This is a genomic window from Rhizobium sp. NPDC092011 (assembly GCF_044756305.1).
Classification (GTDB): Bacteria; Pseudomonadota; Alphaproteobacteria; order Rhizobiales; family Rhizobiaceae; genus Rhizobium.
In genome coordinates this window covers 1613110-1635136 of sequence record NZ_JBIVSO010000001.1, presented here as the reverse complement: position 1 = coordinate 1635136, position 22027 = coordinate 1613110, and the positions used below count along the sequence as shown (strand labels likewise).

Genomic DNA, 22027 nt, shown 5'->3' with positions numbered 1-22027 from the left:
CTCTTGTCGTTCTCAGCGATTGATCTGCTATGAATGGATATGTTGGTGCTGCACTTAATCGCAAAAAGAGATTGTTTGCAATATCGATAATTGAGAAAAAAGAATGAATGAGAACGTGAGTCGAGAGGGTAGACATGTTGACGTTCAAACAGCTCGAAGCCTTGTACTGGATCGGCACGCTCGGCAGCTTCGAAGCCGCCGCCCAGCACCTCGACACGTCTCAATCTGCAATATCGAAGCGAATTCAAGAACTTGAAGCAAGTTTCGGAGTTGCCATCTTTGATCGAAGCAGGCGCGTCGCGCAGCTCACGCCGAAGGGGGTCGAAATGCTGGAGCTGGCGGCGGGGCTGCTGGAGCAGAAGAATCGGTTCGCCGAGCGCTTCAGCGCGCCCGATTTGATCGAGCGTCGACTGCGAATCGGCGCAACGGAAGCCTGCGCAATGACCTGGCTTGGCGATTTCGTCGGCCGCCTGCGCTCCGCTTTTGCCAAGATCACTTTGGAACTGGTTATCGATTCATCGACCGTGCTGGCACAGAAACTGACGGATGGCCAGCTCGATCTTGCCGTCATGCCGGATGGTTTGACCGATCCGCGTTTCCAGGTCGTACCCGTGGGATCATCGCAATGGGCTTGGGCATGCGCGACCGGACTTGCCGTTGGCGACGGCAGAATCAGCATGCGCGAGCTTGCCAAACACACGATCCTGCTGCGCGCCGACCCCGCATCGGAAATGTTGATCGGCACTACCCTGCGTAATGCCGGTGTGGCAACCTCCAATATTATGGCCGCCGGCAATTTCCTGGCGCTTATCAGCATGCTCATTGGTGGTGCCGGCGTAAGCGCCCTGCCGACATTCTTTTTCGACGCCAATTTTGCCGGAAACGCGATCCGGCGGATCGACGTGGTCGAACAGGTGCCGGATCTCACTTATTTGGCCGTATATCCGGCCGTAAATGCCAGCCCCATCCTGAAATCGGTTGTGAAACTGATGCAGGAGAGCTGCGACTTCTCGAAGGCTTACGGCGCCTGGGATCCTGGGGCTGAGGAGGTGCCGGTGCCAGCTAGGTCCAAGGACGCATGAGCTGAAGGAATGAGATCTATGAATATCACGACGACATCAATCATTCTTTTTATTCCTCAATTGATATTGAAATAAATCTCTTTTGGTAATATTGAGGATGAAGGAGCAGTTCTAGGATGAACAGCGGGCGAAGGCGACAGCCGTCGCCGAATTCGTAAAATGCTTCATCGAGACAATGGATTGTCCCAGGAAGTACAGCAAACCCAGCAAAGGTAGGCGCCATGTCATTCATGCCGGATTCTCGTCTTTTCCGCGAAACCGTGGGGCACTATGCCTCCGGCATCACGGTCATCGCCGGCATATCGGAGGGGCAGCCGGTAGGATTTACCTGCCAGTCGTTCCATAGTCTTTCGCTGGAGCCGCCCTTGGTCTCCTTCAGCGTCATGCACAGCTCGACGAGTTGGCCGAAGATCCGAGCTGCGGGCACTTTTTCGGTCAATATTCTAGCGTCGGGACAAAGGGAAATTTCCAATGCCTTCGCGCGCTCCGGAGGTGACAAGTGGCAAGGCGTCGCCTGGAGCGGAACGTCTTCGGGCAATCCGGTCATCGAAGGATCTCTCGCTTGGGTCGATTGCACGCTTTACGAAGAACATCTGGCCGGCGACCATCGCATCGTGATCGGGCTGGTGAACGACATGAGCGCTGCCCAGTCGGACAAAGATCAGCAGCCCCTGATATTCTTCAAGGGCCGGTATATCGAACCGGCATGATCCGGACAATGAAGAGCGGAACGCCGTTCTTCGCAGAGCAGGATATGGCGCCTGCCTGAGACAAACGGAGCGCCAATTCAGGCGCTCCGCCATCCATTTCTCATGGCGTCGATCTATTATTTGCCGATCTTTGCCTGAAGGGCCGCCCAACCCGCAGCGAAGACGTGCGTGGAGACGATTTCGACGTATTTTCCCGCATCCTCCGGTTCCTCATCGAATATCGCTGTCCATTCCGCGAATGTCCGGTTCCCTTCCGTGATCGGGAGCAGCCTTATGCCGGCTATGTAATTCTTCACCGGAAAAGCGGGTTTCACGAAGCTGTAGGATAGCGAATGATCGACGTCGCTGAGAGCCAGCAGCTGTTCGCGCACATGCGCGCCATCCGTGAGATAAAACGAGCGGATGCAGCCGACATCGCCGCTGCTATGCCCACCCTCGATTTCGCTTTTCGCAATGGCCGGATGCCAATTCGGCAGGCCGTTGAAATCACGCACCAGTTTCCACACCGTTTCAATCGGCGCATCGATCACTGCACTTGCATATGCCTTGGCCACATTCCCCTCCTAATGTTTGATGACAAGACTTTTGAAGGCCCTCGTCTGTTCGACGAGCGCTTTTTCCACTGGCAGGCGCTCCATGCTGGAAGCGCCATAAAAACCATGGCAACCCGGGCATCGCTCCAGAATGTAGCGGGCATCCTCCGGTTCGGCGATGGGACCGCCATGGCATAGGACGATGATGTCGGGATTGACGCTCCGGGCTGCGGTGGCGATCGCATTGACCTCCTCCACGCACGCTTCCAGCGTCAGCGCGGTATCGGCGCCGATCGCGCCACCGGTTGTCAGCCCCATATGGGCCACCACGATATCAGCGCCGGCTTCGGTCATCGCGCGTGCGTCGTCGGGCGAGAAGACATAGGGGGTCGTGAGCAGGTCCTTGCTGCGCGCCAGCCGCACGAGTTCCACTTCCAGCGCATAGCCCATGCCGGTCTCTTCGAGATTGGCTCGGAAGGTGCCGTCAATCAGGCCAACCGTCGGGAAATTCTGGATGCCGGCAAAACCCAGCTCCTTCAACTCGTCAAGGAAATGATCGAAATTGCAGAATGGATCCGTGCCGTTCACGCCGGCAAGAACCGGGGTGTGCGTGACGACGGGTAGCACTTCGCGTGCCATGTCCAGCACGATCTCGTTGGCATTGCCATAGGCAAGAAGACCGGCCAGCGATCCCCTTCCGGCCATGCGATAACGGCCGGAATTGTAGATAACGATCAGATCGATGCCGCCGGCTTCCTCGCACTTGGCTGAAAGGCCGGTGCCGGCGCCGCCGCCGATGATGGGAATTTTCGCATCGATCTGCTGGCGGAACTTTTCCAGCAACTGACTTCTTTTGAACTTCATACTAACGCCTCTTGCTGATGTCGTGGAAGTGTCGAACGGCCTCGGAGCAGAACTCCGGGGAATTGATTGCATGCGGCACTCGAAGCACCTGGCGGTCCTGCGTCTGCTGCACCGTGCTTTCGATGGCGTCGAACAGCGCGGCGTCGGCTTCGGGATCGTGGAACGGCTGGCCTGGAGCGTCCAGAAGCGACACCCCTCCGAGGGGCAACAGGAAGCGCACCGGACCAATGCTGCGGTTCAGCCGCTCGCCTATCCATTTGCCCATCGCCACGTTTTCTTCGACCGTCGTGCGCATCAGCGTGATCTGCGGATTGTGCACATAGAGATTGCGGTGGCGATATTTCTCGGGAACGGTGTCGATGCCAGCGAAATTGACCATGTCGAGCGCGCCGCAGGAGCCGACATAAGGCAGCGGCAGCTGCGCAAGGAAGCCGAAACGCTCCTCCGTCGCCGGCAGAATGCCGTCAAACAGCAGATCGCATACTTCTGTTGTGGTGATGTCCAGGACCCCGGCCAGATAGCCGGACGCGGCAAGCTTTTCCATCGACTGACCGCCGATGCCGGTCGCGTGGAACACAAGGCACTCGTACTGGTCACGCAACCGCTCGACAACCTGGGTGATGCAAGGCGTGGTGACGCCGAACATCGTCAGGCCGAGCGATGGCCTGTCGTCCTGTTCGGCTTCCTTGCGATTACGAACCATGCCGGCGATCGAATTGGCGGCATTCGACAGGACCGTTCGCGAGATGCGGTTAAGCCCGGCAATGTCGGTAATCGAGTTCACCATGGAAATATCGTTCGGGCCGACATAGGCGCTGATATTGCCGGCGGCCACGGTCGAGACCATCACGCGCGGGGTGCCGACGGGCAGAACCCGCATGGCCTGTGTGACCATCGCGGTTCCTCCCGAGCCGCCGAGGCCGATAACGCCGCCGACGTCGCTGCGCGACAGGATGAAGTGTTCGAACGCAAGGCCCATCGCTGAAACGGCGGAACCGCGGTCTCCCGTGAAGACAGCTTCGACGCCACCTGGATGGAAGCCGGCGACCGATCTCGCATCAACATTGACGTTGGCCGACGGCGTCGCGGTCGAGAGATCAACCAGGACTGCGGGCAATCCTTGTGCCCTGATCAGCTCCGCGACGTAGCGCAGTTCGTCACCCTTGGTATCGCAGGAACCCGCCACATAAATGGTCTTCGGCATAGTCATCGTATCCTCCTCACGTATTTTTCAATTTTCTTGCAGCTGTGCGTAGCCCCAGGCCGATCATCGCCAGCAGAGTGATGCCGTAGGGGGCTATGTCGGTGATCTGGTTGGGGAGCCCCTGCCCCTGGAGCCGTAGACCGATCGCATCCGCCAGGCCGAAGCCGAAGCATGCCAAGGCGATGCCGAGCGGATGGGCGCGGCCAAGCATCACGGCGACAACAGCTATCCAGCCTCGTCCCGCAGTCATGTTTTCAGCGAAAAGCGCGACGGAGCCCAGAGCCAGTTCGGCGCCCGCCAATCCGCAAAGTCCACCGGCGAAAACAACGATCGCCATTTGATAGCGGTTCACATTTGCTCCCATTGCCGCAGCGGCGGATGGTACCTCGCCGATGCCGCGCAGTCGCAGGCCCCAGCGCGTGCGGAACAGGTAGATATTGACGAGGATCACCAGCAGCCATGAGAGATAGACGAGTACATTGTGTCCGCCGAGGATCGCGCCGAGCACCGGAACGTCGGCAAGCCCCGGAATGCCGAAGCGTGACAAGGCGGTGACGGACGGATCAACGAGTGTGCCGGTTACGCCGAACAGGGCGCTCAGAAGATATGTCGTCAGTCCGGAAGCAAGCAGGTTCAGGCCAATACCGATGACGATCGGATCGCCACCAAACCTTGCGCCGCCGAGGGCGAGCGGCATCGCGAAGATCGCTGCGCAGACCAGCGCCATCAGCACAGCGAGTACTGGTGAGCCGAAGGCGACGCTTGCCGCGACGGCCACGAACGCACCGACGAGCATGTTGCCCTCTAGCGCAATGTTGAAAACGCCGGCACGCTCGCACAAGGCCCCCGCCATCGCCGCCAAGAGCACCGGCGTCATCAGATCTAGGACCTGCGAAAGAAGCATGGTTATCATGATCTATCGCCTCCTCAGGAAGATTGGGCGGGCAGCGAGGCAGAGGATGATCAATGCCTGTAAGACCCATGTGAGGACCGCTGGAAGGCCGAGTGCCCGCTCCATCGAAAATCCACCCACTTGCAGTGCCGAGAAGAATATCGAAGTCACGACGGTGGCGATCGGGCTTGCCATCGCAAGGACCGCAGCCATCAATCCCGACCAGGTGTAGCCCGGCGCAAGCAAGGCGCCGTCCGTGAAACGATATTGCTGCCCGAGGATGAGCAGGGCTCCGACCAGGCCCGCCAGGGCGCCGCTCAGGAAAGCCACGCGCTGGGTCTGACGCGGCAGGTTCGTTCCCGAATAGCGAGCGAACCGCGCGTTGAGGCCTGTCATGCGCCATTCGAAACCGTTGACGCCGTGCCTGTCGTTGACGATCACGGCGATTGCGACCGCAGCCATGATCATCATGCCCCAGCTGATCGGCAGATCGAGGATGCTGCCGGGTAGGCGTGCTCCCATGGCGACGCGATAGGTTTCCGGCATACCGGTCGACGGGTCGCGCAAGGGATAGCGAACGAGATAGGATGTTATGCCGCGAGCGATATAGCTCAGGAGCAGGCTCGCGATCAGAAACGGAATCGCGAGGCTTAGCTGGAGGATAGCCGCGATCCAGGCGTAGAGGCCACCGGCGCACATGGCGGCCAACAGGGCCAGTACGGCTCTGACGGCACCGGGAACAGGCAGGTAAAGCGCAACAAGCGCCGCAGCAAGGCCGCCGACCAGCATTTGCCCGTCGCCGCCGAGATTGACGAGGCCGGCGCGCAATGCGATCGCCGCTGCCAGTGCCATGCCGACCAATGGCACAGCGCGGGTGAATGTCTCGCCCAGCCCACGGCCGGCGACGGCACCCGTGATGATCTCGCGATAGACCGAGAGCGGATTGGCGCCGGTCGAGAGAACGACGAGCCCGCCGAGGACAACTGCGGCGATGATGGAGAGCACTATGGCCCCCACCCGCGATTTCGTATCGAGGCTTGCTGCCGTCGTCATGCGCTTTGCACTCCCCCCATCATCCACCCGCCGATGGTGCTTTCGTTCATGTCGTTTCCGGTGAGGCTGGCGTTGATCCGCCCCTCGAACATCACCAGAATCCGATCCGAAAGCGCCAGCAGTTCGTTCAGATCCGATGAGACCACCAGGATTGCGCGACCTTTGTCGCGTTCGGCAATCAGCGTCTTGTGAATAAATTCTATCGCGCCGACATCCACCCCGCGTGTCGGCTCCTCGATGATGATGAGCGGCGATTGGTGCTCGATCTCGCGGGCTATGACCACTTTCTGCATGTTGCCGCCTGAAAGCGAGCCGATAGGCACCTGCTCCGAGGTGGCTTTTACCCTGAACTGCTCAATCAGCCTGCGCGCCTGGGTGCGGATGGCCTCTTTGCGGAGAAATCCCCGGCGGGAGGTGTTGGGGGTACGATGCGTGCCAAAAACGATGTTGTCTGCAATCGAGGCCGCGGGCGCGGTGCCCGTCAGATGCCGATCTTCGGGCACATAGGAGATGCCTGCGGAACGGCGATCTGCGATCGAGAAATCAGAGACGTCCGTTCCCGCGACAACCACCGACCCCGCCGCGTTCTCAAGTCCCGTGACAGCGGAGATCAGTTGGGGTTGACCGTTTCCGGAAACGCCGGCGATGCCGACAATCTCCCCAGGCCGAACGTCGAAAGACACGTCATCGACGATGGCGACATCTCCCTTGCGAACCGAAAGGTTCCGGACCGAGAGCATTGGCGGCGCGGTCGACACCACCTTCGTCGCGACTGTCGGCGGCACATTCCGTCCGATCATGGCGCGGATGATGTCGGCCTCGTTCGTGTCCGCAGTTGTCAAGTTGCCCGTGAGGCGGCCGTCACGCATGACGGTGATCTGGTCGGTGACGGCGATGACCTCGGGGATCTTGTGGGTCACCAGAATGAGGGCCATGCCTTGGCTCGCCAGGTGGCGCATAGCCGTGAAGAGGCTATCGCGCTCTTGCGGAGTGAGGACGGCCGTCGGTTCGTCGAGGATCAGGATCTTCGCCTGCCGTGACAACGCCTTCAAAATCTCGAGGCGCTGGCGTATGCCGACCGCCAGATCGCGCACACGGCTGTCGGGGTCGATCTCGAGCCCGTGCTTGGCGCCGAGACCGCGAACAAAATCGCGAGCGGCGTCCGCCGAGACGAACGGACCATTGCCGGGCTCGTTCTGGAACACCAGGTTTTCCCAGACGGTCAGGTTCGGAAACTGCCTGAACGTCTGGTGAACCATGCCTACGCCGGCGGCGATGGCGCCGAGCGGGCTCACGAAATCCGTCCTCTTTCCGTCGATCAGTATTTCGCCGGCGTCCGGCTTGATAAGCCCATAGAGGATGTTCATCAGGGTCGACTTGCCGGCCCCGTTTTCCCCCATCAGCGCATGGATCTCACCAGTCTTGACCGTGAGGCTCACACCGTCATTGGCAACAAGACTGCCAAATCGTTTCGTAATGCCCTTCATCTGAAGCAAGGCCATCGTCCTACTCCAGGGTCGTCACTGAGCCATGGGATCAGGGATGGCGATCGCGCCTGACACGATCTTTGCCTGGATTTCCTTGAGCTTGCTGATGACTTCGGCCTCCTTTGCAATCGCGCAGCCGGAGTTCGCGACATCCGGTGACATGGCCAGCAGTTCCAACCCGCCTTCGGCGAGACCGAAGCTGACCACCGGTTTGGCGGAGCCCTTCAGAATGCCATCGATGGTGGCGGGAAGAATGACATCGACGCGCTTGAGCGTGCTGTCGAGAATGGCACCGGGCGCGTCGCCACACTGATTGACGTCGAGGCCGATCGCCATTGCGCCGGGCTTGTCCGCGACCGCCTTGAAGACGCCGCCGTTGCTGCCGGCGGCCACCGCATAGATGCGATCGGCTCCATTGGAGAGCTGCAGCGCTGCCTGCGTCTGCGCTCTCACCGGATCCTGGAAGGGATTGTCGCCACCGATCCATGACGTCGGCAAGACGTTGATGTCTGACCGGACCGCCTTGGCGCCGAGAGCAAAGGAATCCGTGTAGCGATGCAGGAAGGGGATATCGAGCGCGCCGATCACGCCGACCGTTTTGGTGCTCGAGGTCAGGGCAGCTTCCGCTCCGGCGAGATAGGCGGATTCCTGTTCGCGAAACACGGCGCAATGAACATTCTTCGGCGCATCCGGTATGCAGGTGTCAATGATGACGAAGTTCGAATCCGGATATTCCGGCGCCAGATCGGCGATGATGTCGCCGAACTCGAAACCGACGACCGCGATGATTGGAGCCTTCATGTCGATCGCAGCCTGGACATTCTGTCGGCGCGTGGATGGATCAGTGCCTTCGAATATGCGCGCTTTTACGCCGTGGGCGTCTGCGGCCTTCTCGATGCCGGTCTTTCCGAGGCCCAGGAACTTGTTCACCCCAATGCGGCTGGGCGTGACCAGAACGTAAGGGGCATCCTCAGCCTTGGCCGGAACGCAAAGCGTCGCAAAGGCAAACACGGAACCGAGGCAGGTATTCAGGAATTTGCTGGCTGTCGTCATTTTGGACTCCAAGGGCAAGTGTGTCGCGGATTGGCGGAACGCAGAAGCGCCGAACGGGTCGGCGCGCCGGTTCAGTAGGGCGTATCGCCACCATCGGTATTGATCGCCTGACCGCGAATGATCATCGCGTCGTCGCTGAGTAGGAACGAGATCGTGCGCGCGAGCTCGGCCGGGTCGATGTGCCGGCGCAATTGCGAGCTGACGAGCTGCTTGAACACGTCATCTGGAGCTTGATCGACGAGACCGCCATAGGCGACCGCAACCTCGCGAAGCATGTCCGTGGCCATGCCGCCCGGGCAGACGCAGTTCACATTGATGTCGTTCGGCGCCAGCACTTCAGACAGGACGCGCGTGAAGTTGATCATGGCCGCCTTGCTGGCGCTGTAGGCGAGCGACTGGGTGTGTCCCTTCTTGCCGGCCTCCGATGCGACATTGACGATTGCGCCCTTGATGCCCTTCGCAATCATTGCCTTGGCGACAAGTCGCGCGGCTTCGAACGCGCCAAAGACGTTGATGGAGAAAATGCGCTCCCAATCCGTCCAGGGTGTTTCAAGTGGATCGACATGACGGACGATGGCCGCGCAGTTGACGAGCCCGTCCAGGGCGCCGAGCCGATGCTCAGCCTGCTCGATTGCTGCTGCGATAGACTCGGCGCTGCTGAGGTCGACCACGACGCCAGAAACCGTTTTGGAATGGGGTCCGAGGCCTGCAATTGCCTCATTCAAGGCCTGCTCGCGGACATCGCCGATGACGACCGAGGCGCCTTCAGCCGCCAGCAGTTCAGCGGCGGCCTTGCCGGCACCGCCTGCACCGCCGAGGACTAGATAACGTTTGCGTGCATGCGAGCGCGTTGGCACGACTTGCCGTACGGCCAATGGCGCATGCTCGCCCCTGGTGGCGAAAGATCCCATTTTTTCCTCCCCTGGGCCTGCTGACCGAGGCCCTTCATCTCGTTCTCCGCAAACCAAGTTGCTCCATTCCTCGAGATCTGACAAAGTCCACTTGTCGAGAAGTGGATCAGGAATGAACAGGATTTCACCGGCAAGGATCAGCCGGCTTATTGGTGACTGGCGCATGCTCGAGGGCAAGATCAGCCAGCAGCTGAGTTTGGCAATCGCCAAGCTGATCGCCGCAAGGGAGCTGCCGGTCGGTGGTCTGTTGCCGTCGGAGCGGGCACTCGCAACGGCGCTTGCGGTAAGCCGGGGAACTGTCGTTGCTGCCTATGCCTCTTTACGGGATGCGGAAGTGCTGGACAGTCGACATGGCAGCGGCCACCGCATCGTTGCGTCTGCGACGACCTCCGGTGCTGCGCATACGCGCCTTGCCGGCGAGGTTCTGGCGCTTCCCCAGGATATCGATATGACCAGCGGCGCCCTGCCGCCCTCACCCGTTCTCACCCGAATGCTTGCAGCTTTGCGCGGTGCGGATCTTGCGAGCGTGGCCGCCGGCCTTGGTTACGATGCCTCCGGTCTGCCTGCGCTCCGCTGGGCTGTCTCTCGTTACTATACCGACCTCGGACTTCCGACCCATCCGGACAATATTCTGATCACCAGCGGCGCCCAGCAGGCGGTTTGGCTTCTCGCCAACGCTCTGGTCGATCCCTCAGATGCAGTCGTCGTGGAAGACCCAGTCTATCGTGGCTCGTTAGAGGCCTTTCGCCGGCGCAATGCGCGGATCGTTCCCGTCGCTGCCACGGATACTGGTCTGAACATGGTCGAATTGGAAAAGGCGCTTAGAAACCGGCCAAAGCTTCTCTATCTGTTTCCGGAGGCGCACAATCCGACGGGGCGGTCGCTGGACGATGCCAGTCGCCGCAAACTGGTGGATTTGCTGGAGCGTTACCCGACGTTTCTCATTGAAGATGGCGCGCAAAACGAACTGTCTACCCTCGCAGGAACAACGCCGCGCCCGCTCGCGGGCCAGACGAGCCCGGAGCTTGTCGCAACGATCGGAACGCTATCGAAGCTGTTCTGGGGCGGTATCCGCATCGGCTGGATCAGGTCCACTCCTCCAGTCGTGAAACGCCTTGCGAGCTTCAAGGCGGTCAATGACCTCGGCTGTTCGATGTTCGACCAGCATCTCGCCGTCGGCCTGCTCGAAAACATAGCGGAAGCGCGGACATATCGTCATCAGGAGGTCGCCGGCCATCTGAAGACGGCCGAGGATCTAATTGCGGAGTATTCTCGAGATCGATGGAAATGGTCGCGTCCAGCGGGAGGCACTGCGATGTGGATCCATATGCCCGGTGTTGATACGGTGGCGCTGTGCCAGGAAGCACAACGCCATCGCCTGTTCCTTTCGGCTGGTCCCGGTTATTCGGCGCAGGAGAATTTTGGCGACTTCATCCGTCTGCCATTCGTTCGGCCGCCGGCGACCATGCAATTCGCGATCGAGACTATTTGCGATTTGGCGAGCGCGAGCTCACCCGCCTAGCCGATAGAGGGCCTACCGCTCCAGGTTTACATAGGATTCCGGGAAGAAGCGCGGTGTGCAGAGGCAGTAGAACTCCAGATCCACTGCGCCGGTGTTCTCGATGCGTTGCGCCGCGCCTGCCGGTATGACAGCCTGGTCCCCGACCTGAAGCCGCTGCTTTACGCCGTCGATCTCGAGTATCCCTTCGCCTTGGCGAACGATGTAACGCTCTATCACTGCGGTCAGGCTGTGCAGCTGCGTGGTAACGCCTACTTCGACGCGAGCGACGGCAAGCGACGCTTCCGGAGACGCATCGCAATTGTGCAACTCCGTAATATAGCATCGCTCATCGGTCCAGAACTCGCCCTTACCGTTTGCGAAAACGATCTTGTCTTCCGTAGCCATCAATTTCCTCCGTCATGTTCGAACCGGCAAACTGAGCCGCGAACGGAGGAGTTCACAAGGACCACTTTGTGAAAAGTGGTTCGAACCTCGCCGTTTGGGTAATAATGGGCGATGTCCCGTCCAAGCTCGTGTCGTAAATCCAACAGTCATGGTTCCCATGGCCTGGCGCCGACGCCCATGTACCGATTTGAAGAAAATAAAACATATCAACAGCTTGCATTGGAACGCTCGTGGCGAAGGCAGGCCAGTCCGTGTGGCATTTTCAATGCGCGTATTGCCGCGCAACGAGATAGCAGTGTTCTCCAATCGATATGACTGCCGCTGCCCCGATGACGTGGTATGGGTTAAACCTAGCTGATCCGACGATGGACATTGGCGGAAAGCCGATCGCAGGTGCTGGAGGCAAGCGGGAATGAACAAGACGGGCAACACCGTATCCTTCACCGGAACGCCTCCGACGGCGAGCGATATCGCGGCGATCGCGCGACGAAATGCGACGGTTGCGATTTCGCCTCAGGTCGAGGGAAAGATCCTTTCAGCTCGTGCAGTCGTGGAACATTATCTCGCCGACGACCGCCCGGTCTATGGTCTGACAACTGCTTTGGGTGCCGGCGTCGATACCAGACTTGATGCAGATGATCTCGTTGCCTTTCAGATGCGCGTACCGCAGGCGCGTGCTGTCGGGGTCGGCCCTGCATTGCCGCGCGACGTTGTTCGAGCCATGATGGCCGCGCGCATCGCCGGCATGGCGGCGGGCTCGTCCGGTGTATCGCTGCCGGTATTCTCTGGATTGGTGGCGGCGCTCAATGCGGGCTTTCATCCGGTCGTGCCGTCGCTTGGCTCTATCGGCGCCGCCGATCTTGCTCCGCTTGCGCACATGGGCAGAGCTTTGCTGGGAGATGGTGAGGCCGAGGTCGGCGGTTCGGTAACAGCAGCTCGCGAAGCCCTTGAAAAGGCAGGTTTGCAACCTCTGCCGCTGGGACCGAAAGATGGTCATGTTCTCGTCGTTGCCAACAGCCTGTCTGTCGGCAGAGCCTGTCTTTGTCTGGAGGACGTCTCGCGGTTGTTTGACTGGTCGTTGGCTGCAATCGCTTTGAATTTCGAGGCTTTCCGCGCCAACACATCCGCTTTTGACGATCGGGCGCTGGCAGCGAGACCGGCTTTCGGCCAGAGGGAGGTCGCAGCAAGACTTCGCGAACTGCTTTCCGGAAGCTCGCTGTTGGCCGATGGTGCGGCCCGGCGGTTGCAGGATCCCTTGAGCTACCGCTGTGCCCCGCAGGTTTGGGGTGCGCTTCACCATGCAATCGACGAGGCCCATGCGGCGACGGAAATCGAGCTTGCCAGCTCGGGCGACAATCCGGTCGTGCTTGCCGATGCCGGGCTGATCCTTTCTCATGGAAATTTCGACATGACCGCCTTCGTGCTGGCATGGGAACACCTCGGTCAGGCGCTGGCGCATTGTGCCGCCGCAACCGCCTATCGCACCATGAAAATCATGTCGGCCGCCATGTCAGAGCTGCCTCGGTTCCTGACGCCGCTCGGCCAGAGCCGCACGGGCTTCGCGACGGTGCAAAAGACCGTCTCGGCGCTGGAAACCGAAATACGACACTTGGCGGCGCCGATCTCGCTGACACCGATTCCAGTCGCCGACGGTATCGAAGATCAGGCATCGATGGCGCCGAGTGTGCTTGCAAAGACCGAAGCGATCATCGAGCGGCTGCGCTATCTCGTCGCTATCGAGCTTATTGCCTCGGCTCAGGCTGTTGAGCTTCGTGGTGTGGAGGGCGAGCTTGGCACGCTCAGCGGGCAGGCCTACCGGCAGGTTCGCGCTCTCGTGCCGCCTCTCGGTGAAGACCGTGCTCAAGGGCCGGATTTCGAAAGACTATCAGAGTTCATTGAGAACACGGGATGGAAACAAGGTCCCCTCCACAATTCATGACTGGGTTGAGGATTGCGGCACCATGGCTGTCGACGACTCATCGAAACTTCGCGGCAAGCAGGCAACCCGCCTTATCGACAAACCGGACTAGTCGGCAATCGACTTGGAGAATGGCAATGCAGGAAATCTGGATCGACTATCTGAACGCGCTGGATGCCAAGGCACTGGCACTTTCCAACGATGAAATTCTCGATGCTGTGACCAAGGCGCTTGATGCGCAAGGGCGTGGAGAGACCGTGATCGAGCCTCGTGTTCATCTCGTTCCGGAAAGCTCAGACAAAGGGCATTTCAATGTGTTGCGCGGCTATGTGAAACCACTTGATTATGCAGGCGTAAAGGTCGTTGGCGACTTTGTCGACAATTACAAGCAGGGCTTGCCTTCGGAAATGGCCGTGCTCAACCTGTTCGATCCGCATACCGGCGTGCCGAAGGCTGTGATCGATGCGACCGCCATCACCGACATGCGTACCGGCGCCGTCACGGCGATCGGCGCCCGACATCTGGCCCGTAGGGACAGCAAGATCCTCGGTCATATCGGTGCGCGCGGGACCTCCTATTGGAATGTGCGCCTGCTCGACCACCTCTTCGATTTCGAAGAGATCCGCGTCCACTCCCGACGCCCTGAAAGCCGGGATGCCTTCGCTGCGCGATTGGAAGCGGACCTCGGCAAGAAGATCGTCGTGACGGATAACTGGGAAGATTGCCTCAAGGGCGCCGATATCATGATCGAGGCCAGTCGCCTGCCTGAGCCGACGCCGCTGTTCAAGACCGCCTGGGTCAAGAAGGGGGCGTTTGTTGTGCCTTACGGTACGATGAGCGCGCTCGAGTTCGATCTGACCGACATCATGGACAAGGTCGTCGTCGACGATTGGGGGCAGTGCGGCCCCAGTCGGCCGTTCGGCGCCTTGCGCCGCCATGTCGATGAAGGCAAAGTCACCGCCGAGACGCTCCATGCCGAAATCGGTCAGATCGTTTATGGCGCCAAGCCCGGCCGCGAAAGTGACGATGAAACCATCCTCTTCTGGCATCGCGGGCTCAGCACCACCGATGTCGCGCTCGGCGCGGCAATGGTCGAAAAGGCCAGGCGCATGAATATCGGCCAGCGCCTTCGCTTTGCGTGATTGGTCATGACGACGCCCCTCGCCCCACCCATCGCGTGCTCGCGCATGTATAATCTCAGCCCGAGGATTTCGGAGCAATGGGACCGTCTGTTCCATTGGCTCTCCCATCGCGCCGATATCGATCTCGAGATCATTCCCCATGCCGCGCCTGCGCCCCTTTCAGAGCTTTGGGCGCGGCCGGACATGGGCATCGTTTTCATGTGCGGCTATCCGTTTTCCAGGTTGGCGCCCGAGGAACGTCCCGTGCCGCTGGCCGCGCCGGTGTCCCTTACGGACTGGGCCAAAGGAGAGCCGGTCTATGCAAGCCACATTGTCGCCAGGCGCAGCGCGTCATTTGATCTCGCAAACCTTCCCGCCCTGCGTTGGGGTTGGACGGTGCGAGACTCTCAATCCGGCTACAATGCGCCGCGGGAATTTTTCGCCGAAATCGCAAACGGACGTCCGCTTCGGGAGACGATTGGTCCTCTGCTCAATCCGCGAGGGGTGATCGAGGCGATCGGCGCGAATGTGATCGATGTCGGTGCGATCGATGCCTATGCCTATCAACTGCTGGAACTGCACGAGCCCGATATGCTCGCCTCTTTGCGAGTGATCGCGACGACAAGGCCGGCACCCTTTCCGCTTCTGGTCGCCGCCAGGCAGTTGCCTCTCGAAATAATCGATGTGCTTCAAGCCGCTCTTCTTGAAGCACAGCAAAGCCCGGATGGTCGCGCAATTCTGAAATCGCTCGGCCTTGCTGGCTTCGCCAGGCCGGATATGGCAGCCTATGACCAGCTTCCGGCAAGAGCCAAAACGATTGATGACGCTTTGGCTGGGCGTTGGTGACCCCGCGATATTATCTCATCGCATTCGATCGATGGCCTCGAAAGGGGCTCCCCTCTCGCGAGAAATCAGGCGCCGATGGTAGGTTTCAGCAATCTTTCGGCCGCCAGCTTCAAGCATTCTTCGAAGGCGGTCAGGTCAAGGAACATCTGATCGGACGCCACCTTGCGCGTGACGATCGCACCGTTACGCGTCGCAATCCCGCCATCCAGCATCAGATTCTCGGCCATATCGAAGTTTTCGAGTGCCATGCCATCCGGCCCGCGATGGCGTCCGTCGGCGCCGAGATGCACGTCCGATCGATAGAAGGTGCTCACGCGCTCGAAATGATTTTCGGTGGCATTGGAAAAGGCAAAGGCGGGGCAGCCGCGTGCGCACATGAAGCCCAGCTCAAAGACCGTGCCGACATCCGCCGAAACGCCGCGAAATGGCGTAAGATTGGCGATGATGAGATCAGCGCTGGTCATCAGGCTCTCGTTGATGGCGCTGATCGCCAGTCCGCGCTGATATTTGGTTTCCGTTTCCGGAACAGTCAGATCGCCGGGCGATACCGGCGTAAAGCCATAGCTGCGCGCCAAGGCAATCTTGCGGTCCAGCACTTCCCGCGCATTAGGAAGAAACACCTCAGGACCTGCCAAATAAGCTCTCAATTCGCTACCCCTAAACAATTTGTTGCAGCCCGGCAGCCGCCGAACCATATGAAGGATATGACCGATTCAGCGTTGTCGCGCCATAGCGGAAGAGTTGGCTTGCAAATCCGCGAATTTGAGACGGGGCCTTGTTCCCGAGAAATGACGTGGGCGATATATTCGCCTCGGCACATGCAGCGACTGCCGGCGGCAGACAGAAGAATTTGTGGGGTAGGAAATGGAATCCTCTATTGAAGCAACGGCGGCCGCGGACATGGACGACCGCGGCAATTGGCCGACGAAGCAAAGCAAGATCCTTGACTGGCTGATGCATGATGTACGCGAGCAGCGCTTCATCGATAACATTCTCGTTGAGCTGTGCGAGAGGATGCGGGCAGTCGGTATATCGGTCGCACGGTCGACCATGCATTTCAGAACGCTGCATCCGCAATGGCTCGGCGCGCGGATCCTTTGGCGCACCGGCATGAAGGAAGGCGACATCGCCACCTTCAGCTATGGCGTGGAGAAGACGCCGCAGTTTTTGGCGAGCCCCATCAACGAAATTTTCAATGGCGCCATCGAAGTCCGGCAAAATCTGGAGGTCTCGGACAAAAACCAGCTGTCCTATCCTTTATACAAGGAAATGCATGCGGAAGGGCTGACGGACTATATCGCCTGGCCGATCTATCATACGCTCGGCAAGCGCCACATCGTCACCTTCGCATCCGATGCGCCAGGTGGTTTCACGGAACGGGATATCACCTTCCTGAGGGACCTCCTGCCGGCGCTGACGATGGTGACCGAGATCAGGCTCAAGAACATCATGGCGCGAACCCTCTTGCGCACCTATGTCGGGCCACATGCTAGCGAGCAGATCCTTGCGGGAGCGACGACGCGCGGCAGCGGCGCCACTGTCGGCGCTGCAATCCTGATATGCGACCTTCGCGATTTTACCACGATCTCCGATATGTGGCCGAGGGACGATGTGATCGAGCTGCTCAACGGCTATTTCGATGCCATGGTCGAGCCGATCGAGAAGCATGGCGGCGAAATCCTGAAGTTCATGGGGGACGGCCTACTGGCAATCTTCCCGCTCAGCAATCCCGATGCTTGCCACAACCTACTCGTCTCCATTAGCGAGGCGCAGGCTGCCGTTGCGGCGCTCAACGAGGAAAATCGCAAGGTTGGCCGAGAGGTGCTTCGCTACGGCGTGGGCGTGCATGTCGGCGATGTGATGTACGGCAATATTGGCTCGCGCACACGGCTCGACTTCACGGTCATCGGCCCTGCCGTCAACATTGCTTCCCGGCTGGAATCGCTGACCAAGCAGGTGAAAAGGCCGGTACTGCTGTCCAAGGCATTCGTGGAGATGGCCGGCTGCCAGCGCGATATGGAAAGCCTTGGCTCCTTTCCGCTGAAGGGTCTTGGCGAACCTGTCGATGTCTTCGCATTTACCGCAAAGGAAAAGCTGCCGGAAAATGCGTGATCGACTGACAGCCTTGTTTTGTACTGTTGCGCGGCCGATTTGACGCGGCGCGATTCAGTCGGTTGCAAAACGTGAAGGCACGAGGGGCTGCCCCGATCGATCCTGCTCCCTATATTGCAAAGTGGATCATGACGATAGCCGCCTTATTTTGGGGATCGTTCTGGAGTTACAGACGTTAGTTGAGAGCTGATTCCGTCGGCTTGGCTAAAGGGTGAATACACCCATAATACTCTGACAAGGAGAGAACAGATGAGAAAAATCCTGACACTGGCACTTTCTGCCGCATCGCTGATCGTCGCCGGCACTGCGTCTGTGCGCGCTGCGGATCTGACGACCTATAGCGATGAGGACACCGACCAGCGTAATGGCGTCAAGATCGGCTACCTCGATTGCGAAATCGGCGGCGGTGTCGGCTATGTCCTCGGCTCGGCGAAGGAAGTGGAGTGCACTTTCCATTCGACAGTCGGAAAGGCGCGCGTCGATCACTATACCGGTGCGATCCGGAAGATGGGTGTCGATCTCGGCTTTACGACCCGCAGCCGGCTCGTCTGGCTCGTGTTTGCGCCGACAGCCGGCTACCATCGTGGTTCTCTGAGCGGTCTCTATCAGGGTGCCACCGTTGAAGCGACCGTGGGTGCCGGCGTCGGCACGAACATTCTCGTCGGCGGCACTGCCGGCTCCATCCAGCTTCAGACGGTCAGCGTCACGGGTCAGCTTGGCCTCAATCTTGCCGCGACCGGTACGTCCGTTACGCTGACCGCGACGAACTAAGGTTTTGCCGCTGCGAAGCGGCTTGAACTAGATGGTCGCCCTTCGATTAAGTGGGGCGGCCAGCCCTTGGTCGGTGCTTTCTGCATCGACAACAATCGCCCGGCCGGTGGCCGCGCTCGATCGAAAAACTCCATCCTTTTTCAGCGATTTTGAATCTCCTCCGTGGCTGCCCTTTCGAATGAAAATGGTTTCGCGACGAGGCGGCATGTCGCTATAGCTATGCAACCCAGAAGACCAATTGGAACCAGGCTCATGACCGATACCGTCACCGATCGCTTCCTTCGCTATGTTGTCGTCGACACACAGTCGGATTCGACGTCGAACACGCACCCTTCTACAGCGAAGCAGAAGAATTTGGGCCGCATCCTCGTTGAGGAGTTGCTGGCGATCGGTCTCGCCGATGCGCATCTGGATGAATACGGCTATGTCTACGCGACGATCCCGTCGAATGTCGACAAGCCGGTTCCGGTCATCTGCTTCTGCTCCCATATGGATACCGCGACAGATTTCACGGGCACGAATGTCAAACCGCAGATCGTGCGAAACTACAATGGGGGAGACATCAGGCTGATAGGCGATCCGCAGCGGGTCATTCGGTTCGATGAACATCCTGCTCTGCGCGATCAGATCGGCAACGATATCATCACCTCCGACGGCACCACTCTCCTCGGAGCCGACGACAAGGCTGGCCTTGCCGAGATCGTGGCCGCTGCGCAATATCTCGTCGACAACCCTGATATCCGCCACGGCACCATCAAGCTGCTGTTCACGCCCGACGAGGAAATCGGTCGTGGCGTCGACAAGGTGGACCTTCAAAAGCTGGGAGCGCAGTTTGCCTATACGGTCGACGGTGAAACCGCAGGTCACATAGAAGACGAGACGTTTTCGGCCGATGGCGTCGAAGTCCTTATTCAAGGTGTTGCCATTCATCCCGGTTTCGCACTTGGGAGAATGGAAAACGCCATCAAGATTGCCGGTGCTATCATCGACAGATTGCCCAAGGACATCACACCTGAAACGACAAGCGGCCGTGTCGGCTTCATCCATCCGACCGGTGTCAGCGGTTCGATGGAGAAGGCCTCTCTCGGTTTCATCATCCGCGATTTCGAAGAGGCCGGTCTCGCAGTCAAGGAAACAATACTTGAGGGGATCGTCAAGGACGTCATGACGAGCTATCCGGGGTCGTCCCACACATTCACAGTGAAGCATCAATATCGAAACATGAAGACAATCCTCGATGATCATCCGCAGATCGTCGATTATGCCGTCGAGGCGATCCGTCGCGCGGGCATGACGCCCGTGCGTGGCAGCATCCGCGGCGGCACCGACGGCTCGCGGCTCTCGTTCATGGGGCTGCCATGCGCCAATATCTTTGCCGGTGGCCACGCATTTCATTCACCGGTGGAATGGGTCAGTCGCCAGGATATGGAGAAGGCCGTTAAAACGCTCGTTGAACTGGCAAAGATCTGGGCTGAGCGCGCCTAACCATTCGCCTCCGCAGAATAGCCTTGTCCAAAATATGAAGTAAGAACAGCCCTGTTGCGAAATAGGGCAGCTCTATCTGCGCGTCGTTGGCAACGTTATCATTCTGCAAGGCATCCGCGAAATTTATTATTGCGATATTACTAAATTAGACTATCCTGCAATATTGTCTTGGGAGGAAAGGACAACAGTCGTCGCCCATTCATTCCAACCCTACGGTGCGCGCGCTCCGACAATCAGAAACTGGCTGCTTAACCGGTCAAAACTGAAACGGAGTTTAGTCATGAGAGTACGATCTTCACGGATGGCGGTTGCCGCATCCGCAATTCTTTTGTTGGCTTCGACAGCTTACGCAGAACCTGGCGGTGGAACGGATCACGGCGGTAGCCGGTCTGGCAGTGGCGGGCTGGGCGCAGGTGTGGGTGTTTCCGTCGGCGGCATCAATGCCGGTGTCGGCGCTGGTCTCGGCTCCAACGGATTGAATGCCGGCGTCGGAGCTTCAGTCGGCGGGACGAACGGCGTCAACGCAGGATTGGGTGCTTCCGTATCCGGAACGAGCGGTGTCAATGCTGGTGTCGGTGCGTCGGTGGGCGGTTCCAGCGGCGTTAACGCCGGCGTTGGAGCTTCTGTCGGCTCCAGCGGCGTCAATGCGGGCCTCGGAGCCTCGGTTGGTGGATCGGGCGGCATCAATGCCGGTGTGGGTGCATCCGTCGGCGGATCGGGTGTTGGCGTCGGCGTGGGCGTCGGGGTCGGCAACGGGTCCGGTGGTGGCAGCGGTACCGGCACCGGCGGTGGCACAGGTACGGGAACTGGCACGAGCGGCAGCGGTGGAATAGGCACGGCAAGCGGCGGCCTTGGAACTGGTTCCGGAAGTTCCGGCTTCAGTACAGGCGCAAGCACTCGCACGCTTGCCGCTTTCCGCAGCATGTCGAGCGCAGAGCAGAAGCGCATGCTCATTGCCTGTCGTCAGGTAGCGGCCTCGGGCAATTTCGACTCGGGCCTCGTCAATCTTTGCAAGCTGTTACACAACACAACCCTCGCCGGGCGATTCTAGCGGCCCCGCTATAAGGCCGTTTTCCAGCGAGCATTGCCTGGAGCAGAATATCGGTGCCCATTGTCGTGCGAATGCGGTGATGGGCACTCACTTGTCTGCCGGACAGTAAATGTCACCAGTCTACATGAGCGACGTTGTCGATTACCTCTCGACTGCGACGTAGCATCATTCCCGGGGCATCAGCCGCCTGGTTCAACAGGTGGCGCGCACCGGCCAGCGGGCGAAACCCTACCCTTTCCTCGACGACGGGCGGTGGTTCCTGGTTCACTGACGGTGTCTCGGCCTGTGCATATTCCGGATATCCCGCAATTAAAGGGTCGCGCGTTTCGCATTGCGGCAGGCAGCGATCGAAGCGTTCCGCTCCGTCGGCCGCCGCGACCTTGGTCCTTGTCGTGTCGGGGCGCAAAGCAACGTGCCTGACCGGTGCCACACCCTTGGCGGTGGCAAAAGGAGATGGTGTCGGGGTCGGCACGGCTGTCGCCATCATTTGCCTGACGGGGCTGGCATCGACAGCGAGTTGCGGCCCATTTGTTGCTTCGTGCTCCAATGACCTGGCGGTGTTGACCGTGATACGGCCGCTGTCGTCGAAGAACCGCATTGCGCGTTCGCTGGGTGCTGTTTCGGCAATCAGATAGAGCGCGCCGACCACTGTGCCGCAAACGGCAAGACCAGCACCTAGCCGCCGGGTCACCTCGCTTTGACCGTTCCACCATCTCACAGGCTGCGTATCCATAGGTCGCTCCTTTCGACAATCTCTCGGATATGCATTCTCTTGAGAACTATGGCGCAGGTTTTACCGAAACATGGCCAATTGCAGGCCTTGTGCAAAGAAATATTGATGGAAATGTGTGGTCGAATCGACTTCACGTTGTAGGGATATATTTCGCTGTTAAGGTTTATCCTTAAAATCCTCGGAGTTAATGGCGTGTACCACAAGACAAAACGGTGTTCTTGTGATTTTACTGTGCCGTGGCCCGGGTGGAGCCGAGCCACAATACCCTTGTGAAACTTAAGATGATGAATTTCCG

At 59.4% G+C, this 22027-nt stretch carries 21 protein-coding genes; 10 read left to right on the top strand and 11 right to left on the bottom strand.

The genetic code is table 11. From position 1 onward, the window contains the following. Positions 1–134 precede the first annotated feature (134 nt). Positions 135–1082, top strand: a complete 948-nt coding sequence (locus tag ACIQJ2_RS07440) for a LysR family transcriptional regulator (protein ID WP_400668329.1) — start codon at positions 135–137, stop codon at positions 1080–1082. A 230-nt stretch (positions 1083–1312) separates the two neighbouring features. Beyond that, on the top strand, positions 1313–1792 hold the full coding sequence (locus tag ACIQJ2_RS07435; protein ID WP_400668326.1) for a flavin reductase family protein: 480 nt from the start codon (positions 1313–1315) through the stop codon (positions 1790–1792). Between the two features lie 116 nt (positions 1793–1908). Here ACIQJ2_RS07435 and ACIQJ2_RS07430 read toward each other — a convergent pair whose 3' ends face one another. From ACIQJ2_RS07430 to ACIQJ2_RS07395, 8 genes are all read right to left on the bottom strand, one after another. Continuing rightward, positions 1909–2346 carry an SRPBCC family protein gene (locus tag ACIQJ2_RS07430; protein WP_400668324.1) on the bottom strand — a complete coding sequence of 146 codons (438 nt, stop codon included), beginning with the start codon at positions 2344–2346 and terminating at the stop codon, positions 1909–1911. 9 nt (positions 2347–2355) lie between these two features. Continuing rightward, positions 2356–3189 (bottom strand): phosphoenolpyruvate hydrolase family protein, encoded by an 834-nt coding sequence (locus tag ACIQJ2_RS07425; protein WP_400668322.1) that lies wholly within the window; start codon positions 3187–3189, stop codon positions 2356–2358. A 1-nt stretch (position 3190) separates the two neighbouring features. Then, positions 3191–4399, bottom strand: coding sequence for a Tm-1-like ATP-binding domain-containing protein (locus tag ACIQJ2_RS07420; protein ID WP_400668320.1), 1209 nt, complete (start codon positions 4397–4399; stop codon positions 3191–3193). A gap of 10 nt (positions 4400–4409) precedes the next feature. Continuing rightward, a complete protein-coding gene (locus tag ACIQJ2_RS07415; protein ID WP_400668318.1) occupies positions 4410–5306 on the bottom strand; it encodes an ABC transporter permease in 897 nt (298 codons plus the stop codon). 3 nt (positions 5307–5309) lie between these two features. Beyond that, the gene (locus ACIQJ2_RS07410; RefSeq protein ID WP_400668316.1) at positions 5310–6338 is read right to left on the bottom strand and encodes an ABC transporter permease; all 1029 of its coding nucleotides are present in this window, start codon (positions 6336–6338) and stop codon (positions 5310–5312) included. Next, a complete protein-coding gene (locus ACIQJ2_RS07405) occupies positions 6335–7840 on the bottom strand; it encodes an ABC transporter ATP-binding protein (RefSeq protein WP_400668313.1) in 1506 nt (501 codons plus the stop codon). The genes ACIQJ2_RS07410 and ACIQJ2_RS07405 overlap by 4 nt, the downstream gene beginning before the upstream one ends. An 18-nt stretch (positions 7841–7858) precedes the next feature. Next, positions 7859–8878, bottom strand: coding sequence for a BMP family ABC transporter substrate-binding protein (locus ACIQJ2_RS07400; RefSeq protein ID WP_400668311.1), 1020 nt, complete (start codon positions 8876–8878; stop codon positions 7859–7861). A 71-nt stretch (positions 8879–8949) separates the two neighbouring features. Further along, a complete protein-coding gene (locus ACIQJ2_RS07395) occupies positions 8950–9789 on the bottom strand; it encodes an SDR family NAD(P)-dependent oxidoreductase (protein ID WP_400668309.1) in 840 nt (279 codons plus the stop codon). Positions 9790–9901: 112 nt separating this feature from the next. Here ACIQJ2_RS07395 and ACIQJ2_RS07390 point away from each other — a divergent pair, with 112 nt between their 5' ends. Further along, positions 9902–11311: a PLP-dependent aminotransferase family protein gene (locus ACIQJ2_RS07390; RefSeq protein WP_400668306.1), complete on the top strand. Its 1410-nt coding sequence runs from the start codon at positions 9902–9904 to the stop codon at positions 11309–11311. A 12-nt stretch (positions 11312–11323) separates the two neighbouring features. Here ACIQJ2_RS07390 and ACIQJ2_RS07385 read toward each other — a convergent pair whose 3' ends face one another. Next, a complete protein-coding gene (locus ACIQJ2_RS07385; protein ID WP_400668303.1) occupies positions 11324–11695 on the bottom strand; it encodes a cupin domain-containing protein in 372 nt (123 codons plus the stop codon). Between the two features lie 412 nt (positions 11696–12107). Between ACIQJ2_RS07385 and hutH the strand changes: the two genes are divergently transcribed. From hutH to ACIQJ2_RS07370, 3 genes are all read left to right on the top strand, one after another. Continuing rightward, the gene (hutH, locus tag ACIQJ2_RS07380) at positions 12108–13634 is read left to right on the top strand and encodes a histidine ammonia-lyase (protein ID WP_400668301.1); all 1527 of its coding nucleotides are present in this window, start codon (positions 12108–12110) and stop codon (positions 13632–13634) included. 116 nt (positions 13635–13750) lie between these two features. Further along, positions 13751–14755, top strand: a complete 1005-nt coding sequence (locus tag ACIQJ2_RS07375) for an ornithine cyclodeaminase family protein (RefSeq protein WP_400668299.1) — start codon at positions 13751–13753, stop codon at positions 14753–14755. A gap of 6 nt (positions 14756–14761) precedes the next feature. After that, the gene (locus tag ACIQJ2_RS07370) at positions 14762–15580 is read left to right on the top strand and encodes a phosphate/phosphite/phosphonate ABC transporter substrate-binding protein (RefSeq protein WP_400668297.1); all 819 of its coding nucleotides are present in this window, start codon (positions 14762–14764) and stop codon (positions 15578–15580) included. Between the two features lie 65 nt (positions 15581–15645). Here ACIQJ2_RS07370 and ACIQJ2_RS07365 read toward each other — a convergent pair whose 3' ends face one another. Beyond that, positions 15646–16275 carry a nucleoside 2-deoxyribosyltransferase gene (locus ACIQJ2_RS07365; protein WP_400668294.1) on the bottom strand — a complete coding sequence of 210 codons (630 nt, stop codon included), beginning with the start codon at positions 16273–16275 and terminating at the stop codon, positions 15646–15648. A 169-nt stretch (positions 16276–16444) separates the two neighbouring features. Between ACIQJ2_RS07365 and ACIQJ2_RS07360 the strand changes: the two genes are divergently transcribed. From ACIQJ2_RS07360 to ACIQJ2_RS07345, 4 genes are all read left to right on the top strand, one after another. Further along, on the top strand, positions 16445–17692 hold the full coding sequence (locus tag ACIQJ2_RS07360; protein WP_199146740.1) for an adenylate/guanylate cyclase domain-containing protein: 1248 nt from the start codon (positions 16445–16447) through the stop codon (positions 17690–17692). 249 nt (positions 17693–17941) lie between these two features. Beyond that, positions 17942–18463, top strand: coding sequence for a DUF992 domain-containing protein (locus ACIQJ2_RS07355; protein ID WP_199146741.1), 522 nt, complete (start codon positions 17942–17944; stop codon positions 18461–18463). 252 nt (positions 18464–18715) lie between these two features. Continuing rightward, the gene (gene pepT / locus ACIQJ2_RS07350) at positions 18716–19948 is read left to right on the top strand and encodes a peptidase T (protein ID WP_199146742.1); all 1233 of its coding nucleotides are present in this window, start codon (positions 18716–18718) and stop codon (positions 19946–19948) included. A gap of 280 nt (positions 19949–20228) precedes the next feature. Continuing rightward, positions 20229–20999: a hypothetical protein gene (locus ACIQJ2_RS07345; RefSeq protein ID WP_400668291.1), complete on the top strand. Its 771-nt coding sequence runs from the start codon at positions 20229–20231 to the stop codon at positions 20997–20999. 112 nt (positions 21000–21111) lie between these two features. Here ACIQJ2_RS07345 and ACIQJ2_RS07340 read toward each other — a convergent pair whose 3' ends face one another. Further along, the gene (locus ACIQJ2_RS07340) at positions 21112–21732 is read right to left on the bottom strand and encodes a hypothetical protein (protein ID WP_400668288.1); all 621 of its coding nucleotides are present in this window, start codon (positions 21730–21732) and stop codon (positions 21112–21114) included. Between the last annotated feature and the right edge of the window lie 295 nt (positions 21733–22027).

What these genes read in the sequence shown, in the direction of transcription:
- ACIQJ2_RS07440 (WP_400668329.1), top strand. Translation starts at nt 135, where the DNA reads ATGTTGACGTTCAAACAGCTCGAAGCCTTGTACTGGATCGGCACGCTC.
- ACIQJ2_RS07435 (WP_400668326.1), top strand. Translation starts at nt 1,313, where the DNA reads ATGCCGGATTCTCGTCTTTTCCGCGAAACCGTGGGGCACTATGCCTCC.
- ACIQJ2_RS07425 (WP_400668322.1), bottom strand. Translation starts at nt 3,189, where the DNA reads ATGAAGTTCAAAAGAAGTCAGTTGCTGGAAAAGTTCCGCCAGCAGATC.
- ACIQJ2_RS07420 (WP_400668320.1), bottom strand. Translation starts at nt 4,399, where the DNA reads ATGACTATGCCGAAGACCATTTATGTGGCGGGTTCCTGCGATACCAAG.
- ACIQJ2_RS07415 (WP_400668318.1), bottom strand. Translation starts at nt 5,306, where the DNA reads ATGATAACCATGCTTCTTTCGCAGGTCCTAGATCTGATGACGCCGGTG.
- ACIQJ2_RS07410 (WP_400668316.1), bottom strand. Translation starts at nt 6,338, where the DNA reads ATGACGACGGCAGCAAGCCTCGATACGAAATCGCGGGTGGGGGCCATA.
- ACIQJ2_RS07405 (WP_400668313.1), bottom strand. Translation starts at nt 7,840, where the DNA reads ATGGCCTTGCTTCAGATGAAGGGCATTACGAAACGATTTGGCAGTCTT.
- ACIQJ2_RS07400 (WP_400668311.1), bottom strand. Translation starts at nt 8,878, where the DNA reads ATGACGACAGCCAGCAAATTCCTGAATACCTGCCTCGGTTCCGTGTTT.
- ACIQJ2_RS07395 (WP_400668309.1), bottom strand. Translation starts at nt 9,789, where the DNA reads ATGGGATCTTTCGCCACCAGGGGCGAGCATGCGCCATTGGCCGTACGG.
- ACIQJ2_RS07390 (WP_400668306.1), top strand. Translation starts at nt 9,902, where the DNA reads ATGAACAGGATTTCACCGGCAAGGATCAGCCGGCTTATTGGTGACTGG.
- ACIQJ2_RS07385 (WP_400668303.1), bottom strand. Translation starts at nt 11,695, where the DNA reads ATGGCTACGGAAGACAAGATCGTTTTCGCAAACGGTAAGGGCGAGTTC.
- hutH (WP_400668301.1), top strand. Translation starts at nt 12,108, where the DNA reads ATGAACAAGACGGGCAACACCGTATCCTTCACCGGAACGCCTCCGACG.
- ACIQJ2_RS07375 (WP_400668299.1), top strand. Translation starts at nt 13,751, where the DNA reads ATGCAGGAAATCTGGATCGACTATCTGAACGCGCTGGATGCCAAGGCA.
- ACIQJ2_RS07370 (WP_400668297.1), top strand. Translation starts at nt 14,762, where the DNA reads ATGACGACGCCCCTCGCCCCACCCATCGCGTGCTCGCGCATGTATAAT.
- ACIQJ2_RS07365 (WP_400668294.1), bottom strand. Translation starts at nt 16,275, where the DNA reads ATGGTTCGGCGGCTGCCGGGCTGCAACAAATTGTTTAGGGGTAGCGAA.
- ACIQJ2_RS07360 (WP_199146740.1), top strand. Translation starts at nt 16,445, where the DNA reads ATGGAATCCTCTATTGAAGCAACGGCGGCCGCGGACATGGACGACCGC.
- ACIQJ2_RS07355 (WP_199146741.1), top strand. Translation starts at nt 17,942, where the DNA reads ATGAGAAAAATCCTGACACTGGCACTTTCTGCCGCATCGCTGATCGTC.
- pepT (WP_199146742.1), top strand. Translation starts at nt 18,716, where the DNA reads ATGACCGATACCGTCACCGATCGCTTCCTTCGCTATGTTGTCGTCGAC.
- ACIQJ2_RS07345 (WP_400668291.1), top strand. Translation starts at nt 20,229, where the DNA reads ATGAGAGTACGATCTTCACGGATGGCGGTTGCCGCATCCGCAATTCTT.
- ACIQJ2_RS07340 (WP_400668288.1), bottom strand. Translation starts at nt 21,732, where the DNA reads ATGGATACGCAGCCTGTGAGATGGTGGAACGGTCAAAGCGAGGTGACC.